The sequence below is a fragment of the Paraburkholderia phenazinium genome, assembly GCF_900142845.1.
Classification (GTDB): domain Bacteria; phylum Pseudomonadota; class Gammaproteobacteria; order Burkholderiales; family Burkholderiaceae; genus Paraburkholderia; species Paraburkholderia phenazinium_A.
Map to the genome: position 1 here is coordinate 767,437 of NZ_FSRU01000001.1, position 14,020 is coordinate 781,456.

13 protein-coding genes are annotated in these 14,020 nt (G+C 63.8%); 7 read left to right on the top strand and 6 right to left on the bottom strand.

Going from position 1 to position 14,020, the window contains the following annotated elements; all coding sequences use genetic code 11:
• Positions 1 to 69: 69 nt before the first annotated feature.
• Together BUS12_RS03325 and BUS12_RS03330 are read left to right on the top strand one after the other, a co-directional pair.
• Entirely contained in the window at positions 70 to 1,575 is a 1,506-nt protein-coding gene (locus BUS12_RS03325) for a sugar ABC transporter ATP-binding protein (RefSeq protein WP_074294232.1), read from the top strand.
• Between the two features lie 125 nt (positions 1,576 to 1,700).
• A complete protein-coding gene (locus BUS12_RS03330; protein WP_253190107.1) occupies positions 1,701 to 2,657 on the top strand; it encodes an ABC transporter permease in 957 nt (318 codons plus the stop codon).
• Here BUS12_RS03330 and BUS12_RS03335 read toward each other — a convergent pair.
• The 4 genes from BUS12_RS03335 to BUS12_RS03350 are packed head-to-tail and all read right to left on the bottom strand — an operon-like array spanning position 2,648 to position 7,209.
• Positions 2,648 to 3,607: an ABC transporter permease gene (locus BUS12_RS03335; protein ID WP_074294234.1), complete on the bottom strand. Its 960-nt coding sequence runs from the start codon at positions 3,605 to 3,607 to the stop codon at positions 2,648 to 2,650. The genes BUS12_RS03330 and BUS12_RS03335 overlap by 10 nt on opposite strands.
• Positions 3,600 to 4,625 (bottom strand): ABC transporter permease, encoded by a 1,026-nt coding sequence (locus tag BUS12_RS03340; protein WP_074294235.1) that lies wholly within the window; start codon positions 4,623 to 4,625, stop codon positions 3,600 to 3,602. The genes BUS12_RS03335 and BUS12_RS03340 overlap by 8 nt, the downstream gene beginning before the upstream one ends.
• Positions 4,622 to 6,175, bottom strand: a complete 1,554-nt coding sequence (locus BUS12_RS03345) for a sugar ABC transporter ATP-binding protein (protein WP_074294236.1) — start codon at positions 6,173 to 6,175, stop codon at positions 4,622 to 4,624. Before BUS12_RS03345 ends, BUS12_RS03340 begins: the two co-directional genes overlap by 4 nt.
• Entirely contained in the window at positions 6,172 to 7,209 is a 1,038-nt protein-coding gene (locus BUS12_RS03350; RefSeq protein WP_074294237.1) for a sugar ABC transporter substrate-binding protein, read from the bottom strand. Before BUS12_RS03350 ends, BUS12_RS03345 begins: the two co-directional genes overlap by 4 nt.
• A gap of 239 nt (positions 7,210 to 7,448) precedes the next feature.
• Between BUS12_RS03350 and BUS12_RS03355 the strand changes: the two genes are divergently transcribed.
• From BUS12_RS03355 to BUS12_RS03375, 5 genes are all read left to right on the top strand, one after another.
• On the top strand, positions 7,449 to 8,687 hold the full coding sequence (locus BUS12_RS03355; RefSeq protein ID WP_074294238.1) for an SfnB family sulfur acquisition oxidoreductase: 1,239 nt from the start codon (positions 7,449 to 7,451) through the stop codon (positions 8,685 to 8,687).
• A gap of 4 nt (positions 8,688 to 8,691) precedes the next feature.
• Entirely contained in the window at positions 8,692 to 9,921 is a 1,230-nt protein-coding gene (locus BUS12_RS03360) for an SfnB family sulfur acquisition oxidoreductase (RefSeq protein WP_074294239.1), read from the top strand.
• Between the two features lie 46 nt (positions 9,922 to 9,967).
• Positions 9,968 to 11,350 (top strand): LLM class flavin-dependent oxidoreductase, encoded by a 1,383-nt coding sequence (locus BUS12_RS03365; protein ID WP_074294240.1) that lies wholly within the window; start codon positions 9,968 to 9,970, stop codon positions 11,348 to 11,350.
• A gap of 77 nt (positions 11,351 to 11,427) precedes the next feature.
• Complete coding sequence (locus BUS12_RS03370; RefSeq protein ID WP_074294241.1) at positions 11,428 to 12,498, top strand: substrate-binding domain-containing protein; 1,071 nt, start codon at positions 11,428 to 11,430, stop codon at positions 12,496 to 12,498.
• Between the two features lie 92 nt (positions 12,499 to 12,590).
• Positions 12,591 to 13,169 (top strand): NnrU family protein, encoded by a 579-nt coding sequence (locus BUS12_RS03375; RefSeq protein ID WP_074294242.1) that lies wholly within the window; start codon positions 12,591 to 12,593, stop codon positions 13,167 to 13,169.
• A 56-nt stretch (positions 13,170 to 13,225) separates the two neighbouring features.
• On the opposite strand, the gene tssE is transcribed toward BUS12_RS03375, so the two are convergent.
• Together tssE and BUS12_RS03385 are read right to left on the bottom strand one after the other, a co-directional pair.
• Positions 13,226 to 13,657 carry a type VI secretion system baseplate subunit TssE gene (gene tssE / locus BUS12_RS03380; protein ID WP_074294243.1) on the bottom strand — a complete coding sequence of 144 codons (432 nt, stop codon included), beginning with the start codon at positions 13,655 to 13,657 and terminating at the stop codon, positions 13,226 to 13,228.
• An 11-nt stretch (positions 13,658 to 13,668) separates the two neighbouring features.
• Positions 13,669 to 13,995 carry a hypothetical protein gene (locus BUS12_RS03385; RefSeq protein ID WP_074294244.1) on the bottom strand — a complete coding sequence of 109 codons (327 nt, stop codon included), beginning with the start codon at positions 13,993 to 13,995 and terminating at the stop codon, positions 13,669 to 13,671.
• Positions 13,996 to 14,020 lie beyond the last annotated feature (25 nt).

Genomic DNA, 14,020 nt, shown 5'->3' on the forward strand with positions numbered 1-14,020 from the left:
GCGTACCCCTGGCGGGTCGCTACGATGGACGGTCATCCGCTATGAGCGCAGCCAGGCGCGTCTTCTTCGATGACTGCTCCCATCCTGACCGTTGCCGCCGTTTCCAAACGCTTTGGCCCGACCGTTGCGCTCGATCGCGTCGACCTGTCGATCCGCGCAGGTGAGGTTGTCGCGCTGATGGGCGCGAACGGTGCGGGTAAATCCACGCTCGTGAAGATTCTCAGCGGCGTCTACGGTCCCGACGGCGGCGAGCTTTGGTTGCGCGGACAACCGTTCCGCCCGGCTTCACCCCACGACGCCAAACAGTTGGGCATTGCGACCGTTCATCAATCGATTGCGGATGCGGTGGTGCCGACGCTTTCGATTGCCGACAACCTGTTGCTCGACCGCTTGTGCGATCCAACCTCTCCGTGGCGCGTGCCGCCCGCGGTGCGCCGTCAGACGGCGGCGCCGCTGGCCGCACGTGTGGGTCTCGATGTCGACCTGGCCGCGCCGCTCGCCTCGCTATCGCTCGCCTCGCAGCAGCTTGTGACGTTGGCGCGGGCGCTGGCGACGCGGCCCGCGCTATTGATTCTCGATGAGCCCACCGCCAGTTTGTCGGCGCCCGAGGCCGAGCGGCTCTTTGGACTGATCGACCGGTTGCGCGCCGAGGGCGTGGCGATCTTGCTGGTGTCGCATCGGCTTGGTGACCTGCGGCGCGTCGCCGGGCGCGTGACGATTGTGCGCGACGGTCGCATCGTTGCAGATCTGCCTGCGCCGATCGACTTCGATGCTGCAGTCGAAACGATGATCGGGCGGCCGTTGCGCAGCAACGCCGCAGCGAATGCGAATGCGACCGCAGCCGCAGCGGCGACCGCAGCATCCTCAGCATGCTTCAGCGTGCGCGATCTGCAGTTGACGTCAGCCAGCGTCCCCTTTGATCTCGATGTGCAGCGCGGTGAAATCGTCGCCATTGCCGGTCCCGTCGGCGGTGGCAAATCACGCTTCGCGCGGGCGATTTTCGGTGCGGGGCGAGCCGCGAGTGGGACGATGACGCTCGATGGCAAAGCCTGGCGTCCTCGCTCGCCCGCCGACGCGATCCGTGCCGGCGTCTTCCTCGCCGGTGAGGACCGTTGGCGAACCTCGTTGTTTCCCGACAGCGTGCCGTTCGCGTCGATCGCCGGCACGCTCAGTTTTCCGTTCCTGTCGCGCTGGTTCAAGTACGGTGGCCTCAAGCGCGCGCGCGAGCAGCGTGCCGCGCTTGAAGCGATCGAGCGCTTCGGGATTCGCTGTACCGGCCCGGACGATCGTCTCAACCGGCTCTCCGGCGGCAATCAGCAGAAAGTCGTACTGGCGCGCTGGCATACGCAGCCCGCGCGCTTGCTGCTGCTGGATGAACCGTTTCAGGGCGTCGATGCCGGCGCGCGCGCCGATATCGTCGATACGCTGCGGCGCCATGCGCAGGAGCGCGCCACGCTCGTCTTCGTCAGCGATCTTGAAGAGGCGTTCGAGATTGCCGACCGTGTGGTCCGCTTCGACCGTGCGACGCTCGACCGCGTTTCCCAATCCGATTTCACTTCCCACGCTCGCTCATGAAAACCAGCACTTCGATTCCACCCGAGGTCGTCTCCGAGACCCATCCGGTAGAGCATGAACGCAGCGTTCGACGCGGGCGGTTGCGAGGACTGCACGGTCTGCGCGCTCATCTCGAACGAACCGGCATGCTGCTGGTGCTCGCCTTGCTCGTCATCGTATTCGCCGTCAACCAGCCAGCGTTTCTGAATATCGACAATCTCTTCAGCATCTTGCAGGCGGTGTCGATTGTCGCGCTGCTCGGTATAGGCGTGACCGTGACGCTCGCCGCGGGCGGCTTCGATCTTTCGGTGGGCAGTGTGGCGGCGTCGGCGCAGATGGCGGCAAGCTATGTGCTGATCGTCTGGCATGGCAATGCCTTCGAGGCGGTGGTGGCATGCCTCGTACTCGGTATCGCAGCGGGTCTTTTCAACGGATTCCTGATTACCCGTCTGCGTGTGCCAGACCAACTGGCGACGCTCGGCACGCTGTTTCTGCTTGCGGGGCTGCAACTGATTCCGACCGGCGGCCGTTCGCTCGCAACCGGCACGATCCTGCCCGACGGCACCGAAACAACCGGCACTTTTCCCGATGCCTTTCTCGCCCTCGGACGCTTGCGGCTGTTCGATGTCGTGCCGCTGCCGGTAGTTGTGCTGGCGGTCCTGACCGTTGTGGCCTGCATCGTGATGGAAACCACGCGCTGGGGCCGGGTGATCTATGCGATCGGCGGCAACGAAACCGCGGCACGCCTCGCCGGTGCGCCGACTGCGCGCTACCGGATCGCAGCGTATGTCGCGTCGGGTGCGATTGCCTCGCTGGGCGGCGTGCTGATTGCCGCGCGCGTGGGACGTGGCGACGTCAGCGCCGGTCATTCGATGCTGCTCGATGCAGTGGCGGCGGCGCTGGTCGGCTACGCGGTCTGGGGCGCCAAACGGCCGAACGTGTTCGGCACGGTAGTTGGGGCGGTGTTCGTCGGTGTGCTGCTCAACGGCTTGACGATGCTAAACGCGCCGTACTACATGCAGGATTTCATCAAGGGTGTGCTGCTGGTGGGCGCGTTGGCGTTCACGTTCAGCGTGGGACGCGCCGCTGATCGTCACGCATAGCGGCCACGCCGCTGCGCAAAGCTGACGGCCAGCACGGCGAAGATCAGCGCGCCGGTCGCCACCTGCTGCCAGTAGAAATTCCAGCCGATCAGCAACAGGCCGTTTGCGACGAGGCTCAGCAGCAACACGCCAAGCAAGGTGCCGACGACGCCAGGGCGGCGCGTCGGCGATAGCGTCGTGCCGATGAAGGTCGCGCCGATCGCATTGAGCAGATAACCGTTGCCGGCCTGCGGCACATACGCTTTAACGGTCGACGACAGCAGCAAGCCCACCACACCATAGATCAGCGCGCTGACGATAAACGTCGCGGCTGTGATGGCCGCTACCGGCAAGCCCGAATAGCGCGCCACGCCAGGCTGCGCGCCGAGCGCGGTGAGTTGCCTGCCTAACGTGGAATGCGCGAGCGTGACATGCACGGCAAGCGCCAGCATGGCGACGATCCATAACGGCACAGGCAGACCTGCAAGCGTGCCATGCGCCAGTTCGCTAAAGAGCGGCGGCAAGGCAATGTTGAGCAGATAGACGGGCTGACCGCCGTCGGTGGCGAGTTGCTGGACGGTCTGACCGATGAAGAGCGTGCCGAGCGTAGCGAGAAACGGCGCAATGCCGAGCCACCCGGTCAGCACGCCGTTGAATGCCCCGACCAGCAGCGCCGCCGCAAGACCGCCGAGCGCTGCAGGCACCACACCAACGTGATGAGCGCTCAGCAAAACGAAAGCGAGACTGGCCACGTCGATGGACGTACCGAGCGACAGATCAATAGCGCCTGGCGACAACGCCAGCGTCATGCCGAGCGAGGCAATCGCCAGCAATGCGAAGTTGTTAAGGAGCACGTCGGCAAGATTGTCTACGCGCGCGAAACCGGGTGCGAACAGCGCGAAGAACGCAATCACTGCGATCAACGCACCGACTAGCGCGAAGCGCTGCAAGCGGCCTATCTGTTCAATCATGAGCGTGATTCCCGGCATGGCGGCGCACGAGCGCGGTAGTGGCGACGACGAACAGGATCAGTGCGCCTTCCACACCGTTGACCCAATAGCTCGACACGTTGTCGAGTTGAAAGCCGTTGCTGATGACGCCAATGAAGAGGACTGCGAGCAGCGTGCCGGGGATGGTCGGCACGAGCCGCCGCGAAAACACGACGCCGAGCAATGCGGCGGCGACGGTAGCGAGTAAATTTTCGCCCGCGCCGGGCGAACTGCCGCTGAGTAGCGCGGTAGACGCCAGCGCGGCTAACGCCGCAGCAATGCCGCTCAACACGTAGCTCGCGGCGAGGTAGCGGTTTGTGCGTAGTCCAGCGGCCTGCGCTGCGTCGCGATGCGCGCCGGTGGCGCGCAGCCGCAGACCAAAGGGTGTGTAGTGAACCAGCACAGTGAACAGCAAGGCGACATCAAGCAGCGCGTAGGCCAGATGCGGCACACCGAATGCGCCGTTGTCGAGCAGGAAGCTGAGTAGCACACCGCTTGCGGGCACTGACGTGTTCTGCGTCAGCACCAGTTCGAAGCCGGCGCACAGATTCATCGTGGTCAGCGTGGCGAGCAACGGGAAAATGCGCAGCGCGATCACGGCAAAGGCATTGAGCGCGCCGACTCCTGCGCCCGCTGCAAGCGTCAGCAGGAGGGCGGTGCCTGGTGCTGCGCCTTCGCGTTGCGCCACGGCATAAACCGCCGCACACAGGCCAAGATTGGCCGCAACGGAAAGATCGAGGCCGCCTCTCAGCGGATCCGCGCCGCCGCCGATCAATACCACCGTCAATCCGAAACCGAGAATCCCGACCACCACGGATTGCTGCAATACGTTAGCGAGATTCGCCACGGTGAAGAACAATGGCGAGCTCACCGCAAAGCCGATAAACACCACCGCAAACGCGAGCGCCGCGCCGCTTCTTAGCCACCATTGCGCGCCGAACAGCCGCTCGGGTATTTCGAATTTGCCGGTACGCGGTGCTGCATCGAGTACCTTGCTCATGCTGCGACCTCCTGTTGCGCCGTCTCGCCGTGCGCAGCGCGAGCGCCGGTGGCCCATGCGAGTACGTCCTGGCTATCCGCATCACGCGAGACGAGTTCGCGCACGATGCGGCCGCGCGCCATCACGAGCACGCGGTCGGTGACGCCGAGCAGTTCGATCAGGTCGCTGGAAAATAGGAGGACGCCGGCGCCGTCGCGCGCGAGCCGGTCGAGCAGACGATAGATTTCGGTCTTCGCGCCAATGTCGACGCCAACCGTCGGCTCGTCGAGCAGATAGAGCGAGGACGTGCGGCTCAACCACTTGGCGAGCGCGACCTTCTGCTGATTGCCGCCGGAGAGATGCCGTACCGGTGTTTCCGTGCTGGAGGTGCGCACTGCCAGTTCGTCGATTAGCCCTTGCACGCTAGCGGTTTCGCGTCGTTGCGCCAGCAGGCCGAAACGGCTGAAACGGGCAAGGCTCGCGAGCGTGATGTTCTCGCGTACCGACAGCGCGGGTGCCACACCGTGCGCACGCCGATCCTCAGGCACGAACGCAATGTGCTGGCGTACTGCATCTTGTGGGCGACGCAGGCGCACCGCCTTGCCGTCGATTTCGACGTCGCCCTGCACGCCGCGTTCGAGGCCGAACAGGCTGCGCACGACCGGCTTGCCGCCGGAGCCGAGCAAGCCGGTGACGCCGACAATCTCGCCGCGCCGCACGTCGAACGAGACGTCTTCGAAGCGACCCGGCGCGCTCAGATTGCGCACATTCAGGACCACCTTCCCGGGCGTGCGTGCCGAAGCCGACGTCTTCGCTTCCGCCTGCGCGCCGATCATCGCCGTGACGAGCGCTTCGGTGGGCGTCGTGCGCGCGTCGACGTGGGCAACGTCCACGCCGTCGCGCAGTACGGTGACGTGATCGCAGATCGCCGCGATTTCGTTCAGGTAGTGCGACACGTACAGGATCGTCAGGCCGCGTTGCCGCAGACGGTCGATAGTTTGCAGCAGTCTGTCCACTTCGCGGCTGACGAGTGCGGCCGTCGGTTCGTCGAACACGAGAATGCGCGGCTCGCGGATCAGCTCGCGGGTGATCTGCACGATCTGCTGTTCAGCGACGCTCAGATCGGCGATGAGCCGGTTCGGCGGGATGTCCACGCCAAAGTGGGTGTGCAACGCTTCACGGGCGTCGCGTTGCATGCGCCGCACGTCGAGCAGCCGGAAGCCGCCCGCGATCCGTGGGCCAACGGTTCTTTCGTCGCCGAGCCAAAGCGCTTCGGCCACCGTGAAGGTGGGCGGCAGCAAGCGTTCCTGGTGAATGAACCCAATCCCCGCCGCGACCCCGTGAGCGTGGCCCTGGGCGATGCCGTCGACGGCGAGCGTGCCCGAATCGGCCGTGTGAATGCCGGCGAGGATCTTGATCAGCGTCGACTTGCCCGCGCCGTTCTGCCCGATCAGGCCGTGAACGGTGCCGCGCGCAACCTTCAGCGAGGCGCCGCGCAGGGCGGGCACGCCATCGAAATGTTTGACGAGCTCGCGTAACTCGAGCGCGGCGGGGCGGGCGTCGGCACTCATTTTGCGCTGAGCTGACCGAGGGTCTGCTGGATCGTGCCTGCGTTGTCCTTGGTGACGAGAATCGACGGCACATAGGTATACGGCGCCAACGTGTGATCGCCGGCGAGGTAACGCGCAACGTTATCCACCGCGGTCTTGCCGATCAAGGCGGGCTGTTGCGCCACTACAGCCGCCGCACTCGACTTCGGATCCTTCACGAGCGTGACGACGTCCGGGCTGCCGTCGACCGCGTAGGTCTTGATCTCGTCGCGGTGCGCCGCGTCCACGGCCTGGGTGGCGCCGACCTGCGGCACATCCCATGCGGACCAGATCGCGGCAATCTGCCCCTTCGGATACTTCGCGAGCAACTGGCTCACCTGCGCATACGCGCTTTGCACCGTGTTCGGGATCACGTCGCGCAACTCAGGCTGGATGATGTGCACCTTCGGGTAGTACTTCAGCACGGCCTTGAGCTGGTCGTAGCGGATCGCGCACACCGGCACGCCGTAAAAGCCGTTGAAGACGAGAATGTTGCCTTCGCCGTGGATATCGTTGACGAGCTTCAGCGCAAGCTGCTCGCCGATGAAGAAGTTGTCGGAGGTCGTGTCGTTGAGGCTCGACGGCGAAGCGGTGTCGATCGTAAACAGCGGGATGTTAGCCTGGCGGATTTTCTGCAACCACGGCTCCAGCACCGTTGCAGTACCCAATTGCTCGACGATGGCATCCGGCTTCTGCGCGATCAGCGTCTGGATCTGCGCGATCTGGCGGTTGTCGTTGCGGCCGGCGTCGAGTGCGATCGGCGTGCCGCCCAGGCGCTTCACTTCATCCACTGCACCCTGGTAAGCCTTCAGATCCCAGTAGTGATCGGTACCGGCGGCCGTAATGCCGATACGCTTGCCTTTGAGCGACGGCACGGATGCCGCGTTGTCGCCGGTGGTGGTTGCATCAGCCGCGGGTGTCGCGCCCTGCGCATAAGCGTAAGTTGCTATACCGCCTGCCATGCCGAAGACGGTGGCGGCCAGCAACGAAGAGAGAGTAGTGTGCAAGCGTGTCATGGTGTCCGAAGAATCAAAGAGGCAAGGGTGTCCAGCTTGCGACGACTCTAATCAACAACCCGCTGCGCATGAAACCATCAAATCGCACTATGGTTATCAGGCAAGAGCCGAAGTGCTTATGCCGGATCGTGCGCAAGTTTGTTTGCCATCCGAAGGAATATCTATTGCTCAAACGTTCAGTTTGCGTGGGTCGTACCCGCTGATAGATTGTGCGAACAGTCACTCAAGCGGAGATTCGTATGGCCGAGCTTTACGAAGCGACCTCATCGCATACAGGCGATGCAGGCCAGCATGCGGCGCGCGTTATTCAGGACGACGCCCAGGCCATTGCCGTGGCGCACGAACTGGCGGCCCGTCTGGCGCAAGGCGCGCCGGAACGCGACCGCGAGCGCCGTCTGCCGCATGAAGAGATCGAATGGTTCTCGCAGTCCGGGTTGTGGGCGATTACCGTGCCGAAGGCTTATGGCGGCGCGGGTGTGTCCTTCGTCACGCTGACTGAAGTGATCAAGATCATCGCGGCGGCCGATCCGTCGTTGGGACAGTTGCCGCAAAACCACTTCGGCCTTGTCGACGTCATTTCGCTGACCGGCACCGAGGAGCAGAAGCGCTATTTCTTCTCCCAGATAGTGAGCGGCAAGCGCTTCGGCAATGGTTTCTCCGAGAAAGGCACCAAGCACGTACTCGATCTGAAAACGCGCGTGCGGCGCGACGGCGACGACTATGTCGTGGACGGCACCAAGTTTTATTCGACCGGTGCGCTGTTTGCGCATTTCGTGCCCGTGCTGGGTCTCGACGATGAGCGCAAGGGCTGGCTCGCCTATATACCGAAGGGCACGCCGGGCCTGAATGTGATCGACGACTGGTCGGGCTTCGGCCAGCGCACCACAGCAAGCGGCACCGTGGTGCTCGAAGCGGTGCGCGTGCCGGCCTCGCATGTCTTCCCGGCGCATCGCGTCTCCGATTTCCCCACGCTGAACGGCCCGATCTCGCAGATCATCCAGGCGGCCATCGACGCCGGCATCGCCCAGGCTGCGATAGCCGACACGCTGACGTTCGTGCGCACGCGTTCGCGGCCGTGGATCGACAGCAGCGTCGAGCGCGCGAGCGACGATCCGTTGACGGTGCGCGAGGTGGGTCACCTGCATATCCAGTTGCACGCAGCGGAAGCGCTGCTTGAACGGGCCGCACGGACACTCGACGTGATCGCCGCCAAGGGCGAAACGACCGAGGACGATGTGGCGTTAGCCTCAGTGGCAGTGGGCGAAGCGAAGGTGTTGACCACCGAAATCGCGCTGCTGGCGAGCGAAAAGCTCTTCGAACTGGCGGGCACCCAGGCGACGCTGGGAGAGCACAACCTCGACCGGCACTGGCGCAATGCGCGCACGCATACGCTGCACGATCCGGTGCGCTGGAAATATCACCTTGTCGGCAACTACTATCTGAACGGCGTCAAACCAGCCCGTCATCCGTGGAATTGACGTTATGAGTGCTTTGGCAGAATCCGTCGCGCCTCAGGTGCCGTACGCGCCCCAGGCCGCGCGCATCGAGAACGATCAGCAGGCGCTTGAGGTTGCGCATACGGTGGCACGCGCGCTCGCCGAGGACGCTTCACAGCGTGACCGCGAGCGGCGCTTGCCGTATGCGGAGATCGGCATCTATTCGGCGAGCGGCCTGTGGGGCATTGCCGTGCCGCGCGAGTTCGGCGGGGCCGAGGTTTCGTACGCGACGCTTGCTGAAGTCACGGCCATCATTTCCGAGGCGGATCCCGCGATCGGGCAAATTCCGCAGAACCACTTCTACATGCTCGACGTGCTGCGCGTGAACGGCACGCGCCAGCAGCAGGCGTTTTATTTCCAACGGGCGCTGGCAGGCGAGCGATTCGGCAATGCGCTTTCCGAGCGCGGCACGAAAACGGTAGCGGACTATCGGACCACGCTCACACCGGATGGCGACGGCTTTCGCATCAGCGGCACCAAGTTCTATTCGACTGGCGCTCTGTTCGCGCAGTGGATTCCGATTGTCGCCAAAGCGGCCGACAACACTTTGTACGTGGCCTTCGCCAGCGCGCAGACACCCGGTTTGTCCGTGGTGGACGACTGGTCGGGCTTCGGCCAGCGGACTACCGGCAGCGGCACGACCACGCTCGACAATATCTACGTCGAGGCGTCCGCCGTCGTGCCGTACAGCGCGGCGTTCGATGCGCGGCCCACGACCGTCGGGCCGATCGGTCAACTGATTCATGCCGCCGTCGATCTCGGCATTGCGCGTGCAGCTGTCGCCGATGCGCGGCGTTTTGTGCGCGAACGCTCGCGTCCGTGGATCGACAGCGGGGTCGAGCGGGCCAGTGACGATCCGCTGACGCTCGAACTGTTCGGCAAGCTCGCGCTGCAATTGCACGCGGCCGAGGCGCTGGTGGAACGTGCGGGCCGCCGCGTGGACGCGGCAGTCAAGGAGTCGACCGCGCAGACTGTCGCGACGGCCTCGATTGCCGTGGCCGAGGCACGCGCCGCGACCACGGAGATCGCGTTGCAAGCCTCGACGCGCCTGATCGAGTTGGCGGGTACGCAGGCCACGCTGGCCGAACACAACCTCGATCGTCACTGGCGCAACGCACGCACCCACACGCTGCACGATCCGGTGCGCTGGAAATACATTGCGGTGGGCAACTACTACCTGAACGACGTGCTGCCGCCGCGGCACGGCGCGATTTAACGCGCGCGTTGCAGGCTCTATCCGTATCACCTAACCGGATCCGATTATGGCCAGACAGATCCGTCTGAACGCATTCGACATGAACTGCGTCGGACATCAGTCGCCGGGATTGTGGGCGCATCCGCGCGACACCTCCTGGCGCTACAAGCACCTCGATTACTGGACCGACCTCGCGAAGCTGCTCGAACGCGGCAAGTTCGACGGCCTGTTCATCGCGGACGTGCTCGGCATCTATGACGTGTTCAACGGCAACGGCGAGGCGGCGATTCGCCAGGCCGCGCAGGTGCCGGTCAACGATCCGATCCTGCTGGTCTCGGCGATGGCCAACGTGACCGAGCATCTGGGCTTCGGCGTGACCTGCTCGTTGTCGTACGAACATCCGTATCCGTTCGCGCGCCGCATGTCGACGCTCGATCACCTGACCAATGGACGCGTTGGCTGGAACATCGTCACGTCGTATCTGGATAGCGCGGCGCGCAATGTCGGACTGCCGAGCCAGGCGAATCACGACGAACGCTATGCGTTAGCCGAAGAGTATCTGGACGTCTGCTACAAGTTGTGGGAGTCGTCGTGGGAAGACGATGCCGTGGTGCGCGATGCGACACGTCAGGTCTTCACGGAACCCTCCAAGGTGCACCCGATCGGGCACCACGGACAGTATTTCGACGTGCCAGGTATCCACTTGTGCGAGCCGTCGCCGCAACGCACACCCGTGCTGTATCAGGCCGGCGCGTCGAAGCGCGGCAAGGATTTTGCCGCACAGCACGCCGAGTGTATTTTCATTGCGGCGCCGTCGCGCACGATTCTCAAGCAGTTCGTTGCCGACATACGCGCGCGTGTGAAGTCGTTCGGCCGCGATCCGCACGATGTGCTGATCTTCAACCTGCATACGGTGATCACCGGCAAAACGTCGGCCGAAGCCCACGCCAAGCATGCGGACTACCGGCGTTATGCCAGCGACGAAGGCGCGCTGGCGCTGATGTCGGGTTGGACCGGCATCGACCTGTCGAAGTACGAACTCGACGAACCGCTGCGTCACGTGGAAAGCAATGCGGTGCAGTCCGCCGTGGAGGCGCTGTCGAGCGCCGATCCGACGCGGGTCTGGACTGTGCGCGAAATTGCGAAGTGGGGCGGCATAGGCGGCCTTGGACCGCTTTCGGTGGGCGATCCGCAGGAGATTGCCGACGAGTTGCAGTCATGGGTGGAAGAGACTGACGTCGACGGCTTCAATCTTGCTTACGCATTGACGCACGAGACGTTTAGCGACTTCGTGGAGCTGGTCGTGCCTGAATTGCAACGCCGCGGTGTGTACAAGACCGAGTATGCCGACGGTTCCTTGCGCGAAAAGCTGCACGGCGGCGGCCCGCGCCTCGCCGACCCGCATCCGGGCGCACGCTATCGTGCTCGCCACACGGCGAATGCCGGCTAATTGACTCACTGACTCACGCCTCGTCTTCGATTCGCTACTTTACAAAAACCGTTCAGATACTGCGCTGAGGAATACTCATGAAATCATTGAATCGTCATCAGTCCCGCGCACGCCGCGTGGTCGGCGCATTGGCGCTCTTGTCTGCAAGCGTGTTGCTGGGGCAGACGACCCAGGCGGAGCCGCTCAAAGGCGCCCCTGCGCCGTTCAACAAAGGCGGCGTAAAAATCGCACTGGTCAACTACCTGTCGACCGGCGACTTCTTCCAGGCCTATGAGGCCGGCGCGCAGAAGCAGGCCAAGGCGCTTGGCGTCGATTTGCGCATCTACGAGGGGCGGCAGGACGCCGCCGAGCAGCGCGAGCAGATCCAGCAGGCGATCAGCCTGGGCGTGTCGGCCATCATCGTGAACCACGGTTTGCCGGAGTCGCTGAAGGACGTGGTGCAGCGCGCGCTCGACAAGGGCATCAAGGTGGTGGCGTTCGACGTCAATCTGAACAACCCTAAGGTGCCGCAAATCGAGCAGAGCGATCACGATCTGGCTACCTTGCTGCTGAATCAGGCCGTGAAGGATAACGGCGACACATTCGCCGCGGGTTATGTCTACGTGGCGGGTTTCGCGCCGCTCGATCGTCGCGACGAAGTGTGGCGCGACTTCAAGACCGCGCATCCTGGGGTACAGGAGAAGGCGCGCTGGGGGACGGTGGACAATCCGATCGCGCAGTCGGTGGCGAATCAGGCGGCTGCGGCATACCGTGCGCATCCGGAGATTCGCGTGGTGTTCGCCCCTTACGATGAATTCGCGCGTGGCGCGACGCTCGCGGCGAACGAGGCCAACCTCGGCTCGAAGCTCCGTATCTATAGCGCGGACATTTCGACGGCGGACATCGAGGCAATCCGCGCGCCGAACAGCGCATGGGTTGCCACGGCCGCGACCAATCCGGCGGTAGTGGGTGCAGTGTCGGTGCGCGCCGCCGCGCTGGAGGTGGCGGGTCAAGACCCTGGCCATCAGATCGTGGTGAAGCCGACCCTGATCACACGTGACGATCTCGTGAAGAACGACATCAAGACGGTTGCCGAACTGGGCGCCAAATTCCCGGCCTTCCGTACGAGCGACGCAGCCAACGCGGCGTGGATTCCGGCCACCGAGTGATTCCGCAGCGGAGTTGAAACCGTCATTGGCAGGACCGGTATCTTGAGCGACAATCGCGGCCATCGGTCGACACCCGTCGCGAGGAGCTTGCCATGTCGGTACTGGTACTGGGGTTGGTGATTTTTCTGGGCGTACATTCGGTGCGAGTCTTCGCCGAATCATGGCGTACACGGCAGATCGCCCGGCTAGGCGAGAAGGGGTGGAAAAGCGCCTATGCGCTGGCCTCTGCCGTGGGGTTGGTGCTGGTCATCTGGGGCTATGGCATCGCGCGGCGCGATCCGGTCGTACTGTGGGCGCCGCCCGTTTGGGCGCCGCACCTCACTGCGCTGCTGACGCTGATCGCCTTCATTCTCTTTCTTTCCGCTTACATTCCTGCCACTCATTTCAAGGCGTGGGTTCATCATCCGATGGCCTTGAGCGCGGTCTTGTGGGCGTTCGCGCATCTGCTGGCGAACGGCACGTTGAACGCGGTGGTGCTGTTTGGCGCCTTTCTCGTGTGGGCGCTGCTGGATTATCGTGCCGGGCGTCGGCGGGATCTGGCGCTAGGCCAGGTTTATCCGGCTGGGACACTGGCGAAGGATGCGATCGCAGTGGTGGGCGGCGCGGTGGCCTGGGCGGTGTTTGCGTTCTGGTTGCATGCGTGGTTGATCGGGGTTCGGCCGCTAGGGTGATTCTTCGCTCTAGCAACCGCCCGCGTTGCGATGTCTGCGATGTCTGCGGTGTGAGGTCAGCGGTCGGGCTTTGGCTGCTGCACCCGCTCCACTCGCATCCGTCCCGGTGGCTCAAAATACGTTCCGAACCGCACCAGTCCGGCCTTCTTCAGATGACAGGTCATCTCGTAGCTCACGAGGACGCCGGGGTCGGCATTGTCGATATAGTCGACGTCGATGGCCCGGATGCGCGGCTCATAGGCCAGCAGCGTGGCTTCCATCTGCTGCTTGAGCAGATGCGCCGAAGCCGGCAGCGCCTTGTAGATATTCGTGAGGTCCGGTAAGCCGTAGTCGGGCAAGTGCTTGAGCGCTCCGGCTCGCGTATTGAGAATGCGGCGGATGTTTTGCTGGACGCTCATGATCTCTAGCGTCTTGTCGTCGTAGGCGTCGAGCGACTCGCCGCCGATGTGGCCCAGCAGCATGTCGTACAGGGAAGGACCGGGTGGCATCGCGTGTTCTCTCAGGCGCTGAAGCCGGGTGGAACCGGATCGTCGGTGCAGGCGTTGGCCGAAACCGGTGCATCGTTGCGATCGATAGAGTCGATCATGAGTTGCTCGTCCTGCCGCGCCAGCAACTCGCGCGACACAGCCGGCTGAAAGTGGGCGACGAGGTGAGGATGAATCGCGTCGAACAGTGCGGCCTGCGAGATGGAATGGTTCTCCGCCGTTTGCTGCGCGCCTTTCACCGAATGCCGGTCGAGTTCGGGCATCAACTGCCGGATCAGCGTCGCGCTCGCGCAATGCGGATTGAGCTTGCGAAGCAGGTGAGTGGAGTCGCGCATCGTCATGGAGGTGGGCGGAAGGAAGCCCCTT